12 protein-coding genes are annotated in these 13,459 nt (G+C 71.7%); 8 read left to right on the top strand and 4 right to left on the bottom strand.

All coding sequences use genetic code 11. The features are described 5' to 3' along the window. Positions 1-18: 18 nt before the first annotated feature. Positions 19-1,167: an NAD(P)/FAD-dependent oxidoreductase gene (locus tag C4T78_RS33500; RefSeq protein WP_218161473.1), complete on the bottom strand. Its 1,149-nt coding sequence runs from the start codon at positions 1,165-1,167 to the stop codon at positions 19-21. Then, positions 1,164-2,747: an aldehyde dehydrogenase family protein gene (locus C4T78_RS33495; RefSeq protein ID WP_093347961.1), complete on the bottom strand. Its 1,584-nt coding sequence runs from the start codon at positions 2,745-2,747 to the stop codon at positions 1,164-1,166. Before C4T78_RS33495 ends, C4T78_RS33500 begins: the two co-directional genes overlap by 4 nt. Before the next feature lie 315 nt (positions 2,748-3,062). Between C4T78_RS33495 and C4T78_RS33490 the strand changes: the two genes are divergently transcribed. The 4 genes from C4T78_RS33490 to C4T78_RS33475 all read left to right on the top strand — a co-directional run bounded on the left by C4T78_RS33490 (position 3,063) and on the right by C4T78_RS33475 (position 7,862). Next, a complete protein-coding gene (locus tag C4T78_RS33490) occupies positions 3,063-4,001 on the top strand; it encodes an ornithine cyclodeaminase family protein (RefSeq protein WP_235863096.1) in 939 nt (312 codons plus the stop codon). A 201-nt stretch (positions 4,002-4,202) separates the two neighbouring features. Continuing rightward, on the top strand, positions 4,203-5,675 hold the full coding sequence (locus tag C4T78_RS33485; RefSeq protein WP_093347966.1) for an amino acid permease: 1,473 nt from the start codon (positions 4,203-4,205) through the stop codon (positions 5,673-5,675). Continuing rightward, the gene (locus C4T78_RS33480; protein ID WP_107916140.1) at positions 5,672-7,042 is read left to right on the top strand and encodes a GntT/GntP/DsdX family permease; all 1,371 of its coding nucleotides are present in this window, start codon (positions 5,672-5,674) and stop codon (positions 7,040-7,042) included. Before C4T78_RS33485 ends, C4T78_RS33480 begins: the two co-directional genes overlap by 4 nt. 22 nt (positions 7,043-7,064) lie before the next feature. Continuing rightward, complete coding sequence (locus C4T78_RS33475) at positions 7,065-7,862, top strand: serine hydrolase (RefSeq protein WP_093347969.1); 798 nt, start codon at positions 7,065-7,067, stop codon at positions 7,860-7,862. Between the two features lie 6 nt (positions 7,863-7,868). Here the strand turns inward: C4T78_RS33475 and C4T78_RS33470 are convergent, their stop codons facing one another. Beyond that, positions 7,869-8,258: a VOC family protein gene (locus C4T78_RS33470; protein ID WP_093347971.1), complete on the bottom strand. Its 390-nt coding sequence runs from the start codon at positions 8,256-8,258 to the stop codon at positions 7,869-7,871. 374 nt (positions 8,259-8,632) lie between these two features. Between C4T78_RS33470 and C4T78_RS33465 the strand changes: the two genes are divergently transcribed. Then, positions 8,633-9,274, top strand: a complete 642-nt coding sequence (locus tag C4T78_RS33465) for a hypothetical protein (RefSeq protein ID WP_093146416.1) — start codon at positions 8,633-8,635, stop codon at positions 9,272-9,274. A gap of 83 nt (positions 9,275-9,357) precedes the next feature. Here the strand turns inward: C4T78_RS33465 and C4T78_RS33460 are convergent, their stop codons facing one another. Next, complete coding sequence (locus C4T78_RS33460; RefSeq protein WP_093347974.1) at positions 9,358-10,236, bottom strand: MurR/RpiR family transcriptional regulator; 879 nt, start codon at positions 10,234-10,236, stop codon at positions 9,358-9,360. 139 nt (positions 10,237-10,375) lie between these two features. On the opposite strand from C4T78_RS33460, the gene C4T78_RS33455 reads away from it, so the two are divergent. From C4T78_RS33455 to C4T78_RS33445, 3 genes are read left to right on the top strand one after another with little or no spacing between them, the layout of a single operon-like run. Beyond that, the gene (locus C4T78_RS33455) at positions 10,376-11,755 is read left to right on the top strand and encodes an MFS transporter (RefSeq protein ID WP_093146418.1); all 1,380 of its coding nucleotides are present in this window, start codon (positions 10,376-10,378) and stop codon (positions 11,753-11,755) included. Further along, a complete protein-coding gene (locus C4T78_RS33450) occupies positions 11,752-12,207 on the top strand; it encodes a GAF domain-containing protein (protein WP_093347977.1) in 456 nt (151 codons plus the stop codon). Before C4T78_RS33455 ends, C4T78_RS33450 begins: the two co-directional genes overlap by 4 nt. Next, positions 12,204-13,427 (top strand): metal-dependent hydrolase family protein, encoded by a 1,224-nt coding sequence (locus tag C4T78_RS33445; protein ID WP_093347979.1) that lies wholly within the window; start codon positions 12,204-12,206, stop codon positions 13,425-13,427. The genes C4T78_RS33450 and C4T78_RS33445 overlap by 4 nt, the downstream gene beginning before the upstream one ends. Positions 13,428-13,459: the final 32 nt, after the last annotated feature.

Raw genomic sequence — 13,459 nt, 5'->3', positions numbered from 1 at the left:
GTGAAATCGCGGAGCCGGTCAGACGCAGTTGTGCTCGGGGCGGATCTCGGCGGTGGCGAACCGGCGCACGTCCAGCGCCGAGACGTCGACGACCGGGCGGCGGCCCAGCACGAGGTCGCGCAGCACCTCGCCGATGGCGGGTCCCTGCAGGAATCCGTGCCCGGAGAAGCCGGTGGCGTAGAGGAACCGGCCCGGCCCGTCGGCCTCGCCGACCAGGGCGTTGTGGTCGGGAGTGATCTCGTAGAGCCCGGCCCAGCCGTGCGCCACTCCCACCTCGGCTAATCGGGGCGCCCGGCGCTCCACCGCGGCGGAGAGCCGGCCGAGCCAGCGGTCGTCGGTGCGCAGGTCGAACCCGTACTCCTCGTCGGGATCGGACATGCCGATGAGCAGGCCGGGGCCCTCGTCGTGGAAGTAGAAGCTGGTGGCGAAGTCGATGGTGAACGGCAGCCGGGGTGGCAGGTCCGGCACCGGTTCGGTGACCAGGATCTGCCGCCGCAGCGGGCGCACCGGCAGCTCGACCCCGGCGAACTCACCGACCGACGCGGACCACGCACCGGCCGCGCACACCACGGTGGAGGTCGCCACCGGCCCGTGCTCGGTGCGCACGGCGGTGATCTGCCCGCCCGAGACGTCGATCCCGGTGACCGCGCAGTGCCGCCGGATCACCGCGCCGTGCCGCCGGGCGGCCTGCGCGTACCCCTGCACCACGGCCTCCGGCGTGCAGTGCCCGTCGGTGGGGGAGAAGGCAGCGGCCAGCAGCCCGTCGGGCACCGCGTACGGCGAGAGCTCGCAGGCCTCGGCGACGGTCAGCATCCGGCTGGGCACCCCGAACTCGTTCTGCAGCCGGACACCGCTCTCGAACGCCTCGACGTCCGCGGGCTCCGACAGCAGGAAGAGGTAGCCGTGCTGCTTGAGGTCGATCTCCCCGCCGGGCCTGCGCGCGAAGTCCTCGAACGCGCGCAGGCTGCGCTGGCCGAGCTCGATGTTGACCGGGTCGGAGAACTGCGCCCGGACACCGCCCGCGGCCTTGCAGGTGCTGCCCGAACCGAGTTCGTCGCGCTCCAGCAGCAGCACCTGCACGCCGGCCTCGGCGAGGTGGAAGGCGGTGCTCACGCCCACCACCCCGCCGCCGATCACGACGACCTCGGCGCTGCCCGGCAGCGTCACCGGGCACCGCCGAGCTCGGGTGGCAGCTTGAAGTCGAGCTCCGGCTCCACGGTGTCGACGTCCATCTGGGCCTTCTGCAGCTTGCCGGAGAAGTCCCAGTTCAACGACTGCCAGCGGGTGAACTGGTCGAGCACCCACACGCCGGACTGGCGGCTGCCGTTGCCGGACTTGCCGTTGCCGCCGAACGGCAGGTGCGCCTCGGCACCGGAGGTGGAGTTGTTCACGCTGACCATGCCCGCGCCGATGCCCTGCCGGAAGCGGAACGCGGTGGCCGGGTCGGTGGTGTAGATCGCCGCGGACAGCCCGTAGCCCGGCGCGTTGCCCAGCTCGATCGCCTCGTCCAGCGTCTCGTAGGTGCTCACGCCGACGATCGGCCCGAAGGTCTCGTTGCGGAAGACGTGGTCGTCCGGGCGCAGCCCGTCCAGCAGCACCGGGTGGTAGTACAGGCCGGTCGACGGGTCGCCGTGGAAGCCCTTGCGCGGGGCGGATTCGGTGATCCGCCCGACCGACTCGGAGCCGAGCACGGTGTGGTGGTCGCGGATCTCGCCGAGGATGTTCTCGAAGTTGTCGGCGAACTTCTGGTCCAGCAGCGGCCCGTAGAGCACGTCGCCGCTCGGGTCGCCGATGGTCGCCGAGCGCAGCGCCGAGTCGAGTCGGCTCACGAACTCGTCGTGCACGTCGCGGTGCACGATCAGGTTGCCCAGCGAGGTGCAGCGCTGCCCGGCGGTGCCCCAGCCGGAGAACAGCGCACCCTCCACCGCCAGGTCCAGCTCGGCGTCCGGCGCGACGATCATCGGGTTCTTGCCGCCCAGCTCCAGGCACGGGCTCTGCAGGTACCGGCCGCACAGCGCGCCGACCTCCGCGCCCACCGCGCTGGAACCGGTGAAGCCGACCTTGTTGACGGTGCCCGCCGCCAGCGCGGTCTCCAGGCCCTTGAAGGTCGACTCGCCGTCGGCGTAGACCAGGTTCAGCACGCCCTTGGGCACTCCGGCCCGCCAGGCCAGCTCGGCGAGCGCGCGAGCGGCCCCGGCGGCGTACTCGGCGGGCTTCCACACCACGGCGTTGCCGCACAGTAGCGCGGGCACCAGGTACCAGGACGGGACCGCGACGGGGAAGTTGCCCGCGGTGATCACCACGGCGACGCCCACCGGGACGCGGAAGGTGAACAGCTGCTTGTCCGGCATCTCCGAGGGCACCGTCTGCCCGTAGAGCCGCCGGCCCTCGCCCAGGAAGAAGTCGCAGGTGTCGATGATCTCCTGGACCTCGCCCAGCGCCTCGGCGTAGGGCTTGCCGATCTCGCGCGTCACCAGCCGCGCCAGGGACTCCTTGTTGGCCTCCACCAGTCGGCCCAGCCCGGCGATCACGCGTCCGCGCACCGGCGCGGGCACCTGCGCCCACTCGCGCTGCGCGCGCTGCGCCTGCTCGGTGGCGGCGGGCAGGACCTCGGGCCCGCCGAGCGAGACCTCGGCGACGACGTCGTCCAGGTTCGCCGGGTTGCGCGAGAGGTACTCGCCCCCGCCGTCGACCCGCGCCGGGGCGTCCGGACCGATCACGGAGCTCAACGTCGACTGCACCGACATGCACCTCTTCCTGCTCGAACGTCTCGATGTCCAGCGGTGCCGCGGCGGTGTGTGCCGCGCGCCACCCTCGTCGCACGGCTCACGGTAGTTCGTCGGTGGGGCGTTCGCGGAGAATCAGGAGAGTGATTTCTCCTCCGCCTGAGCACCAGCAACCCTGCGTCTCGCCGTCGCGCCCCACCAGCTTGGACCGGAACCGCGCGGCACAGGCGCACCCGGTGCCCGACACACCGGCGCATGTCGGGTGCTTTCGGCATTTCAGCGGAGCGGGTTCCCGCGCGTTGATCTCCGCTGCGGCGGATGGCAACCTGGCCGCGCATGAGGATGTGGAGCGATGCCGACGTTGCCGCGGCGCTGGACATGGACGCGGCGATCGGTTCGCAGCGGGTGGCGTTCGAGGCGCTGGCCCGGGGTGAGGCGCAGCTGGCCGACAAGATCGCCATCCGCACCGGCGACGACACGACGCTGAGCTACCTGAGCCGCCTGTCTCCCCGGCACGGTGCGGTGAGCAAGCTCGTCACCGTCCATCCCGGCAACGCCGGGCGCGGGCTGCCCACGATCACGGGAACGGTCCTGGTCATGGACCCGGTGACCGGCCGGCTCGTGGCCACCATGCAAGCCACCGCCCTCACCGAGATCCGCACCGCCGCAGGCAGCGCCGTCGCGGCGGACGCCTTGGCGCTGCCGGACGCCGACGAGCTCGCGATCCTCGGCTCCGGCGTGCAGGCACGCGCCCACGTGCGCGCGATCGCGCGCGTGCGGCAGCTGCGCGAAGTGCGGATCTTCAGCCGCGACGCGGCGCGGCGCGAGGCGGCGGCCGCGGAGCTGACGGCGGAGTTGGGCCTGCCGGTGCGAGCGGTGGCGAGCGCGGCGGAGGCGGTGCGCGAAGCGCCGCTGATCGCCGCGTGCACCCTGAGCGCGGAGCCGGTCGTGCCGACCGCCGCGGTAGCGGCGGGAGCGACCGTGATCAGCGTGGGCAGCTTCGAGCACCACCGGTGCGAGGTGGACGCGGAGCTCGTGCGGCGCGCCGGAGCGGTCGTCGTCGACGAAGTCGGCGCGGCCGCGACGCACGCGGGGCCGATCGTCGGAGCGCTGGAGCGCGGAGACATCGCGCGCGAGCGGCTGCGAGCGCTGGGCGAGGTGCTCGTCGGAGCGGCGCCGGGGCGCCGCGACGCGGCGGAGGTCGTGTTCTACAACAGCGTCGGCCTGGGCGTGCAGGACGCCGCTGCGGCTCACGCCGTGCTCGGCACCCTCTGAGCGCCGTTTCCTCTGGTCAGGCCCCGTGAGTGCTTTGGGGTGCTATGACGCCCCAAAACGCTCACGGGCCATCGCCAGCTGAAGGTCAGCTGGGGCTCAGGGGAAGGCATCCGCTGGCTTCGGCGTCTTTCCCGGGCCGGTTCCATGGACGAACATCCCCGCATCGCTAGCGCATTCGGCGCAGCTCGCGGGGAGGTACTCATGCGCGATGAGACTGCCGCGACGGGTGGGTCGCTGTTCGGCACCGGGCCGAACGGCATCTTCCGCCGCACCGTCCCGAAGCCCGAGGAGCAGACCGACCGGCGGATGCTGCGGGTGCTGGGGCTGCCGCAGCTGACCATGATCGGCGTCGGGGCCATCATCGGCGCCGGGATCTTCAGCCTGGCCGGTGCCGTGGCGCGGGACGTCGCCGGCCCCGCCGTGCTCGTGTCGTTCCTCATCGCCGGGGCGGCTTCGCTGTGCGCGGCCTTCGCCTACGCCGAGTTCGCCGGGATGGTGCCGCGCGCCGGTTCGTCCTACACCTACGCCGCCGCGGTGCTCGGCGAGGTCGTCGGCTGGATCATCGGCTGGGACCTGCTGCTGGAGTACACCGCCATCGTCGCGACGGTGTCCATCGGCATGTCCGGCTACGCCGGGTTCCTGCTGGAGTCGGTCGGGCTCCAGCTGCCGGTGTGGATGCTCGGCGCGCCCGGCACCGGCGAGGGCCACCGGGTGGACCTGATCGCGATGCTGATCTGCCTCGGCGTGGCCTGGCTGCTCAACCGCGGCACCAGGGCCTCCGCGAAGGTCGACGTGGTGCTCACGGTGGTGAAGATCGCGGTGGTGCTGCTGGTCGTCGTGGTCGGTCTGTCCAAGGTGGACTTCGGGAACCTGACACCGTTCGCGCCGTTCGGCTGGGGCGGTGCGGTCACCGGTGCGGCGACGGTGTTCTTCGCGGTGTTCGGCTACGACGCGCTGTCCACCGCGGCGGAGGAATCGGTGGAGGCCCGCAGGCTGCTGCCCAAGGCCATGATGCTCTCGCTGGCCATCTCGATGGTGCTCTACGTCGGCGCCTGCATCGTGCTCACCGGCATGGTGTCCTACGACCAGGTCGACCCGGACAGCGGGTTCTCCAGCGCGTTCGCCAGCGTCGGGATGTCCGGCGTGGCGGTGGTGATCGCCGTCGGGGCGGTGCTGGGCATCGTCACGGTCAGCTTCTCGTTCATGATGGGCGCGTCCCGGCTGTGGTACGCGCTCAGCCGCGACGGGCTGATGCCCAAGTGGTTCGGCGAGCTGCACCCGGTGCGCCGCGTGCCGCACCGGGCGACGTGGATCCTCGGCATCGTCTCGGCCGTGCTGGCCGGCCTGCTGCCGGTGCAGGAGGCCGCCGAGCTGACCAACATCGGCGTGCTGTTCGCCTTCGTGCTGGTCTGCGCCGCGGTCGTGGTGCTGCGCTACCGCAGGCCCGATCTGCCGCGCGGGTTCCGCTGCCCGGGCATGCCGGTGGTGCCGGTGCTGGGCGTGCTGTTCTCCGCCTGGCTGATGTCGTTCCTGGCCGCCGAGACCTGGTTGCGCTTCGCGGGCTGGCTGCTGCTCGGGCTGCTGGTCTACGCGCTCTACAGCTACCGCAGCACCCGCCGGGTGATGCCGGGCGGCTCGGCCGACCTGAGCTCTCTCGACGAGCCCGGCCGATGACCGGCTGGAAGCCGCGGGTCGCGGTCGGTGTCTTCGGGGCCGCACTGATCGCGGCGGTGGTGCTGCTGGTGACCGGCTCGGCGGGAACGCTGTGGGGCCTCACGCCGATCGTGGTGTACGCGATCCTGGTGCTGCTCGACGTCGACGTGGTGCTGGCGACTCTCGGCGCGCTCGTCATCGCGGCCCTGCAGACCGGAACCGCCCCGCTGGAACTGGGCGAGCTGATGGGCGAATCGCTGGGTTCGTTCATCGCGGTCGTCGGGCTGATCGTGCTGCTCGGCGGCGGTCTGGGCCGGGTCGTGACGGAGACCGGCGCGGCCGCGACCATGGTCCGCGCCGTGCTGCACGGCATCGGGATCAGCACCCGGCTGCGGTTCCGGATCGGGGTGATGGCCTCGGCGACGCTGCTCGCCGCCGCCCTCGGCACGCTGTCCGGGGCGAGCGCGCTGCTGGTGCCGATCGTGCTGCCGATCGCCGCCGCGCTGCGGCTGACCCCGCCGTCGATGGCCGCGATGCTGCACGCGGGCACGGCGGCCGGCCTGGTCGTCGGCCCGTTCACGCCGCCGGTGGTCACCGTCATGGGCGCGGCGCAGCTCGGCTACGGCGATTACCTGCTCAACGCCGGGATCCCGATGGCCGTCGTGGTCTGGCTGACCGGCCTCGGCATGTCGCACTGGATCCAGCGGCGGACCGAGGGCACCGAGGCCTACCCGGACGAGGTGGCCGACGACCAGGCGCACGCACCGGCCGCGGCGAAGCGCGCGATGGCCGGATTCCTCGGCAGCATGGCGGTTCTGGTGGTGCTGGGCATCGTGTTCCAGGCGGGCTACACCTACGTGCTGATCGTGATGCCGGTCAGCGCCGCGGTGACCGCGCTGCTCGGGCGCATGGCGCCGAGCGCGGCGCTGCAGGCGATGTACCGGGGCGCGCAGCCGCTGCTGTGGTTGTTCCTGCTGTTCTGGCTGCTCAACCCGATGCTGGAGCTGCTGGAGAAGTCCGGCGCCTACGACGCGCTGCAGAACCTGATGGCACCGACGCTCGACGGCGTCGGGCCGTGGCTGTTCTGCATGATCGTGCTGCTGGTGGGGTGGCTCGGCATCTCCGGTGCGGCCGTCGCGCAGGTGGTGCTGCTGCAGAACCTGTTCGGGCCCGCGCTGGCCGCGGTGGGCGTTCCGCCGGGCGCGTGGGCCGCGGTGCTGCTGGGCTCCTCGCAGATCGACTGGTTCGGCCCGTTCCCCGGACCGGACATGATCGGGCAGATGGGGTTGGCGCGCTCCCGCAACCTGCGGATGATGATGTACAACGGCTGGGCGATCATGGTCGCCAACCTGGCGCTGTTCGCCGTGCTGTTCCTGGTCCTCGTCTGAGGGCGGTGCACCTGATGGGAGCGTGGTTGTGGGATTCGCGGAGCGGTTGCGCGCGGAGCTGTCGCAGGCCGAGCTGCCGGGTCGCGTCGGGTTCGCCGCGTGGGACCTGACCGAGCGGGAGCCGGTGCTGCTCGGCGCCGAGCGGGTGGTGCCCGCGGCCAGCACGATCAAGGTCCTGATCATGATCAGCGCGCTGCGGGCGGTGCAGGCCGGGCGGATCGGGCTGGACGACGAGGTGGAGCTGCCCGCGGAGCGCGTCGGCGGCGCCGGACTGCTCCGGCAGCTGCGCAGCGTCGACCGGATCTCGCTGCGCGACCTGATCACGCTGATGATCGTGATCAGCGACAACGCCGCCACCAACGCGGTGATCGACGCGGTCGGCTTCGCCGCGATCCGGGACTGCGCGGCGGATCTGGGCTGCACGGGCACCCGCGTCGAGCGGCGGCTGATGCACCACCACGAGCCGGGCCGCAACGAGACGACCGCGCTGGACCAGGCCCGCGTGCTCGATCGGCTGGCCCGGGGAGCGGCGCTGCCGCCCGAGCTGACCGAGCACGCGCTGGGCGTGCTCGCCGAGCAGCAGGTCCGCGACCGGCTGCCCGCGCTGCTGCCGGTGGGCGCGAACTGCTGGAACAAGACCGGCGAGCTGCTCGGACTGCGCCACGACGTCGGCCTGCTCGGCACCGACCGTCCGCGGGCGGTGATCGCGGTCCTGGTCGACGAGCTCACCGATGAGCGCTCCCTCAGCGGCTACCGGGGCGGTCCGGCCTGCGAGGCCATCGCCGTGCTGGGCCGGGCCGCTTTCGCCGCCTTGAGCTGACCTCGGTCAGGGGTGACGACCGGCGAGGACGCAGAACTCGTTGCCCTCCGGGTCGGCGAGGGTCACCCAGCTCTCGTCGCCGGTCTGGCCGACGTCGGCGTGCCGGGCACCCAGGTCGAGCAGCCGGCGGACCTCCTCGTCCTGCTCCGCGTCGGTGGTGTTGACGTCCAGGTGGACCCGGTTCTTGACAGCCTTGCCCTCCGGCACGCGCGCGAACACCAGCACCGGTGGCACCGGGCCGCGGCGGCTCTTGCCCTCGGGCACCTCCGGGGAGCCGATCGTGATCGTTTCGTCGTCCATGTCCTGCACCACGTAGTCGAGGACCGCGCACCAGAACCGCGAGAGCGCGGCGGGGTCGGCGCAGTCGATCGAGATCTCGGTCAGCTTGCTGGTCATGCCGCGGTCTCCTCGTCGGACGACGGGTACGTGGGAGGACGCACGTTAACCGCGGCCGCCGTTGTGCCGCAACAGGTTTGATCCGGCATCGCGGCCGCGGCGAGCCGGGGTCGGCGTTGCAGCTGCCCGCCGCGGCGGCGACCGGAGCCGGGGGCTCCGCACGTACCGAATTCAGCCCTTCGATATGCCCGAAAAGTGAAGTTCTCTGAGTGCTGAGATCACTCGAATGCGTGTTCTAAAAGTGCCCCTGACGTGGTAAGATCTTGTTGTCGGGCAGGGGATTCGGGCGCATTTCGACCACTGTGGACTGTCGTGCTCCGGGCATGCGGTCCGCGGTGGTGCTGAATGCTGCCCTCGGCCGCGGAGGGGTACTCGTGGACGGTGTGCACATCGGTCTCGGTTCGTTCCTGGACTACGCGCGCAGCACGCCGCGCGGCTGCGCGGGCATCGTTCGGAACCAGTGGGAGATCTACATCGACGAGACGAGCTTGGCCTGGACGTTCTACGCGCCGTTCCGGTCGGCGCTGCGCAGGGCGGTGAGCTCGCCGGACGCCTCGGAAGTCGTCGCCGAGGCGGTCCGGCAGGCCCGCCCGGTGCAGCAACCGCACTTCCAGCAGCTGCACGAGGGGTTCCAGCGATGGTGGGGCAAGGTCAGGGCGACCGGGGTGCCGATGGAGTCGGCGGCCTGGGATTGCGGCGACCTCTCGGTCACCGTGTCCAGGCGCAGTGCGCTGGCGTTGCGCCACCGGGACGGCCACGCCGAGGTCGTCCTGCCCTACCTGAAGGAGCCGGAGCTCGGAGCGGATTCGGCGAACCTGGCGCTGCGGGTGCTGGAACACCTGGTGCCGGTCATGCTGCCGGAGGCGACGCCGGTGGTCCTCGACGTGCGGCGCGGTAAAGCGCTGCGGTTGCGCCGGAACACCAACCGCGCGGAGCTCGACGCGCTGCTGGCGGCGGAAGCCGCCAAGTACCTCACGCACTGGGAGGCCATGGCCGAAGTCCGCCGGGCCGAGTGACGGGTTGGCGGCTCTGGATCCGCACGCGGTGCGGCGTGCTGCTCGCACGTCGCACCGCCCGTTCCGGTGCGGTGGTGCCGGGTTCAGCCGCGGCGCGGTTGGCGGTGCATCAGGCCGAAGCGCGACCACTGCTCCTCGGCGGCTTCGATCGACCTGCGGGTCCGCTTGGGATCCACTGTGGACAACTGGGCGACGATGGCCTGCGCTACCGCCAGTCCCGGTGTCAGCGACGGGAAGAACGCCGCGCCCTCCGCGGGGATCAGCAGCACTTCCTCGGCCGTGGCGACCAAGGCCGGGCTGGCCGCATCGGAGAGCACGAAGACGCGCGCACCGCGGTCGTGCGCCTCTTCGGCCGCGGTGACGGTGTTCTGGTACAGCCGCCAGAAGCTGATCGCCACCAGCACGTCGTCGGGCGCGATCCGGGACACCGCGTTGGCCAGATCGGCGTCGTGCACGACGGTCGCGTCGTACCCGGCGAGCCGCACGTTGTGGGCCAGCGCCGTGCCGATGGCGACGTAGCTGCCGTGGGCCACGATCAGGATTCGCCGCGCTCGCGCCATCGCCTCGGCGATGACGCGGATCTGCTCCTCTTCGAGCCGTCGGTTGAGCACGGCCAGCGACTCCAGGTCTCGCCGCAGCGAGGCGGTGCCCAGCTCGCCCTCGGTGTGCTGGGCGGCGGCGACCTCCGGCGCGCTCAGCGATGACAGGAAACGTGCGCGCAACTCCTGCTGCAGGTCCGACCAGCCGCTGAAGCCGAGCGTCTGCGCGGTCCGGCTCACCGTCGCGACGTTGACGCCGGCCAGTTCGGCGGCCTCGGCGGCGGAGCTGTAGGACACCCGCCGCGGCTGCGTGAGCAGGACCTCCAGCACCGCGGCGCCCTTGGGGCGCAGGCCGCGCTCGGGCACGCGGGCGCGCAGCCAGGTCTCGAAGCCATCAGCTTCCGCGGTGGTGCTTGCGGTCATCGGCCGTCCTTCCTCGTCCTCGCTGGCCGATACACACTGTAATCGCGACTTCAACGCAACAGATATTGCAAATGACGACATCCGCACTATATGTTGCCCATCACTCGAATCCGGTGCTGGAACGACCTGGAGGCACCCCTTGTCCCTGCTAGCAAGGCTGGACCGGCTCCCGCTGAGCCGTCCGCACTACCTGTTGCTGCTGCTCGGCGGCCTCGGCTACACCTTCGACGGGATGGACGCCGCCGTGGTGGCCTTCCTGATGCCGAGCGTGCAGGAGGTGTGGGGCCTGACCAACACCCAGCTCGGCCTGGTCGGCTCGGCCGCCCCCTTCGGCTTCCTGTTCGGCGCCACCTGCGCCGGCCTGCTGGGCGACCGGATCGGCCGCCGCAAGGTGATGATGTGGGCGCTGGCCGCCTACGCCCTGTTCTCCGTCATCGCCGCGGTCGCCCCGAACTACGAGATCTTCCTGGTGGCCCGGGTGCTCGCCGGGTTCGGCACCGGTGCCGAGAGCGCGATCATCGCGCCGTTCCTGGCCGAGTTCGTCCCGGCCGCCCGGCGCGGCTGGTTCGTCGGGGCGCTGGCCGGGTTCTTCTCCTTCGGCTTCGTCGGCGCCGCGCTGCTGGGCCGGTTCGTGGTGCAGCCGCTGCCCGAGGGCTGGCGCTGGGCCCAGGTGATCACCGCGCTGCCGATCCTGATGCTGCTCTGGTGGCGGCGTTCGCTGCCGGAATCACCGCGCTACCTGCTGGCCACCGGCCGCACCGCCGAGGCCGAGCAGATCGTGGTGGACCTGGAGCGCAAGGTGCAGGCCGCGACGAAGCAGCCGCTGCCGCCGGTGCCCGAGACGGTCGTGGACAAGCCCGCCGAGGCGCGCAAGATCGGCCTGTTCTCCGCGCTGAAGTACCTGTGGAGCGGCGGGATGGCCGGGCGCACCGCGATCACCTGGCTGATCTGGTTCGTGATCACCTTCTCCTACTACGGGTTCTTCACCTGGATCCCGACGCTGCTGGTGCAGCAGGGCATCACGGTCACCAAGAGCTTCGAGTTCTCGATCATCATCTACCTGGCCCAGGTGCCGGGGTACTTCTCGGCGGCGTGGCTGGGCGAGTACCTGGACCGCAAGAACACCATCGCGCTGTACCTGGCGGGTGCGGCTGCCAGCGCGTTCTGGATGTCGCAGATGACCGACCCGGTGTGGATCACCGTCGCGGCCGCGGTGCTGTCGTTCTTCCTCAACGGCACCTACGCGGCGGTGTACTCCTACACCCCCGAGGTGTTCCCGACCTGGATCCGCGCCTCCGGCACCGGCCTGTCCAGCGCGTTCGGCCGGTTCGGCAGCATCATCGCGCCGTCGGTCATCGGCGTCTTCGCCGCCTCCCTCGGTTTCGCGGGAGTTTTCGGCATCACCACCGCGGTGCTCGCCGTCGGCGTCATCTGCACCCTGGTGTTCGGGTTGTCCACGGCGGGGCGGTCGCTGGAGGACCTGACCGAACCCGGCTCGCCGAAGGCGGCCGTCCGGTGAACCTGTCCGCTGTGGAAGAAGCGGTCCGGCGGGAGATCGGCGTCCGGCTGTTCACCGTGCTCGCCTGGCTGCCCGGCAGACGCGTGCTGCACCGGGCGCACACCAGCCACCCCGACCAGTACCCGATCGGCGGTGAGAAGTCCGTCGAGGTCGCCGCGGACTGGCTGGACCGCTGCATCAACCGCCGGCAGCCGTTCTTCGGACCGGACGCGGAGTCGGTCCGCCAGGTCTTCGCCGACCACGCGCTGATCGCGGAACTCGGCTGCGGTTCGGTGATCAACGTGCCGGTGATCGGAGCCGACGGCGCCACGCTGGGCACCCTGGCCCTGCTCGACGCCGAGCACGCCTACGGCCCGGCCCAGGTGGAGCGCGCCGTCGAACTGGCCGCGCTCGCCGCTCCAGCGCTGGCCGAACTGGTCCAGCGCCTCGACGACAACAAGGAGGATTCGTGACCGCTCTGCTGCTGCGCTCCGGAAAGCTGCTCGACGTCGAGACCGGCGAGTACGCCGAGGGCGACCTGCTCTGCGCGGACGGCCGGATCGTCGAGACCGGGACCGGGCTGACCGCACCGGAGGGCGCGCGGATCGTGGACCTGGCGGGCGCCGCCGTCCTGCCCGGGCTGATCGACGCGCACGTGCACGTCACCGCCGCCACAGCGGATCTCGGTGCGCTGCCGTCCTGGTCGCCCTCCTACGCCGCGGCGCACGCCGGGCGGATCATGGGGCAGATGCTCGACCGCGGCTTCACCACGGTCCGCGACGCTTCGGGTGCCGACTTCGGCCTGGCCGACGCGCAAGCCGAAGGCCTGATCCGCGGGCCGCGGCTGGCGTTCTGCGGCAAGGCGTTGAGCCAGACCGGCGGCCACGGTGACAGCCGCCCGCGCGGAACGCGGTTGCACGACGGGCACCAGTGCTGCGCCGGACTGGGCCGGATCGCGGACGGGGTCGACGCGGTGCGCGCCGCAGCCCGCGACGAGCTGCGCAAGGGCGCCCACCACATCAAGGTGATGGCCGGGGGAGGGGTGGCGTCGCCGACCGACCGCATCGACTCCACCCAGTACTCGATGGACGAACTCCGCGCGATCGTGGAGGAAGCCGACGCCGCCAACCGCTACGTGGCCGCGCACGCCTACACGGCGCGTTCGGTCAGCCGGGCGCTGCGGGCGGGGATCCGGTCCATCGAGCACGGCAACCTCATCGACGAGTCCAACGTGCCCGAGTTCCTCGAGCACGACGCGTTCCTGGTGCCGACCCTGGTGACCTACTGGGCGCTCAAGACCGAAGGGCGCGAGTTCGGACTGCCGGAGGACAGCTGGCGCAAGGTCGACGACGTGCTGGGAGCAGGCCTGGCCGCGCTGGAGGCGGCCCACCGCGGCGGCGTCAAGATCGCCTACGGCAGCGACCTGCTCGGCGGCATGCACCGCCACCAGAACGAGGAGTTCCGGATCCGCTGCCAGGTCCAGCAGCCGCTGGACGTGATCCGCGCGGCGACCAGCACCGCGGCCGATCTGCTCGGCATGACCGGCGAGATCGGCACCCTCCGCGTGGGCGCCCTGGCGGACCTGGTGGTCGTCGACGGAGACCCGCTGGCCGACATCGCCGTGCTCGCCGGTCCCGAGCACCTCCGACACGTCGTGCAGGGCGGTCACCTGGTCTCCGGGGCCGAGCGCTGAGACCCCGGCCGGATCGGCGGAACCGCCGGTCC

The sequence above is a fragment of the Saccharopolyspora kobensis genome (assembly GCF_900108315.1).
Taxonomy (GTDB): domain Bacteria; phylum Actinomycetota; class Actinomycetes; order Mycobacteriales; family Pseudonocardiaceae; genus Saccharopolyspora; species Saccharopolyspora kobensis.
This window is presented reverse-complemented; position numbering and strand designations above follow the sequence as displayed.

Excerpts from the sequence above, each read along its gene's own strand:
- C4T78_RS33495 (WP_093347961.1), bottom strand. The coding sequence starts at position 2,747 with ATGTCGGTGCAGTCGACGTTGAGCTCCGTGATCGGTCCGGACGCCCCG.
- C4T78_RS33490 (WP_235863096.1), top strand. The coding sequence starts at position 3,063 with ATGAGGATGTGGAGCGATGCCGACGTTGCCGCGGCGCTGGACATGGAC.
- C4T78_RS33485 (WP_093347966.1), top strand. The coding sequence starts at position 4,203 with ATGCGCGATGAGACTGCCGCGACGGGTGGGTCGCTGTTCGGCACCGGG.
- C4T78_RS33480 (WP_107916140.1), top strand. The coding sequence starts at position 5,672 with ATGACCGGCTGGAAGCCGCGGGTCGCGGTCGGTGTCTTCGGGGCCGCA.
- C4T78_RS33470 (WP_093347971.1), bottom strand. The coding sequence starts at position 8,258 with ATGACCAGCAAGCTGACCGAGATCTCGATCGACTGCGCCGACCCCGCC.
- C4T78_RS33460 (WP_093347974.1), bottom strand. The coding sequence starts at position 10,236 with ATGACCGCAAGCACCACCGCGGAAGCTGATGGCTTCGAGACCTGGCTG.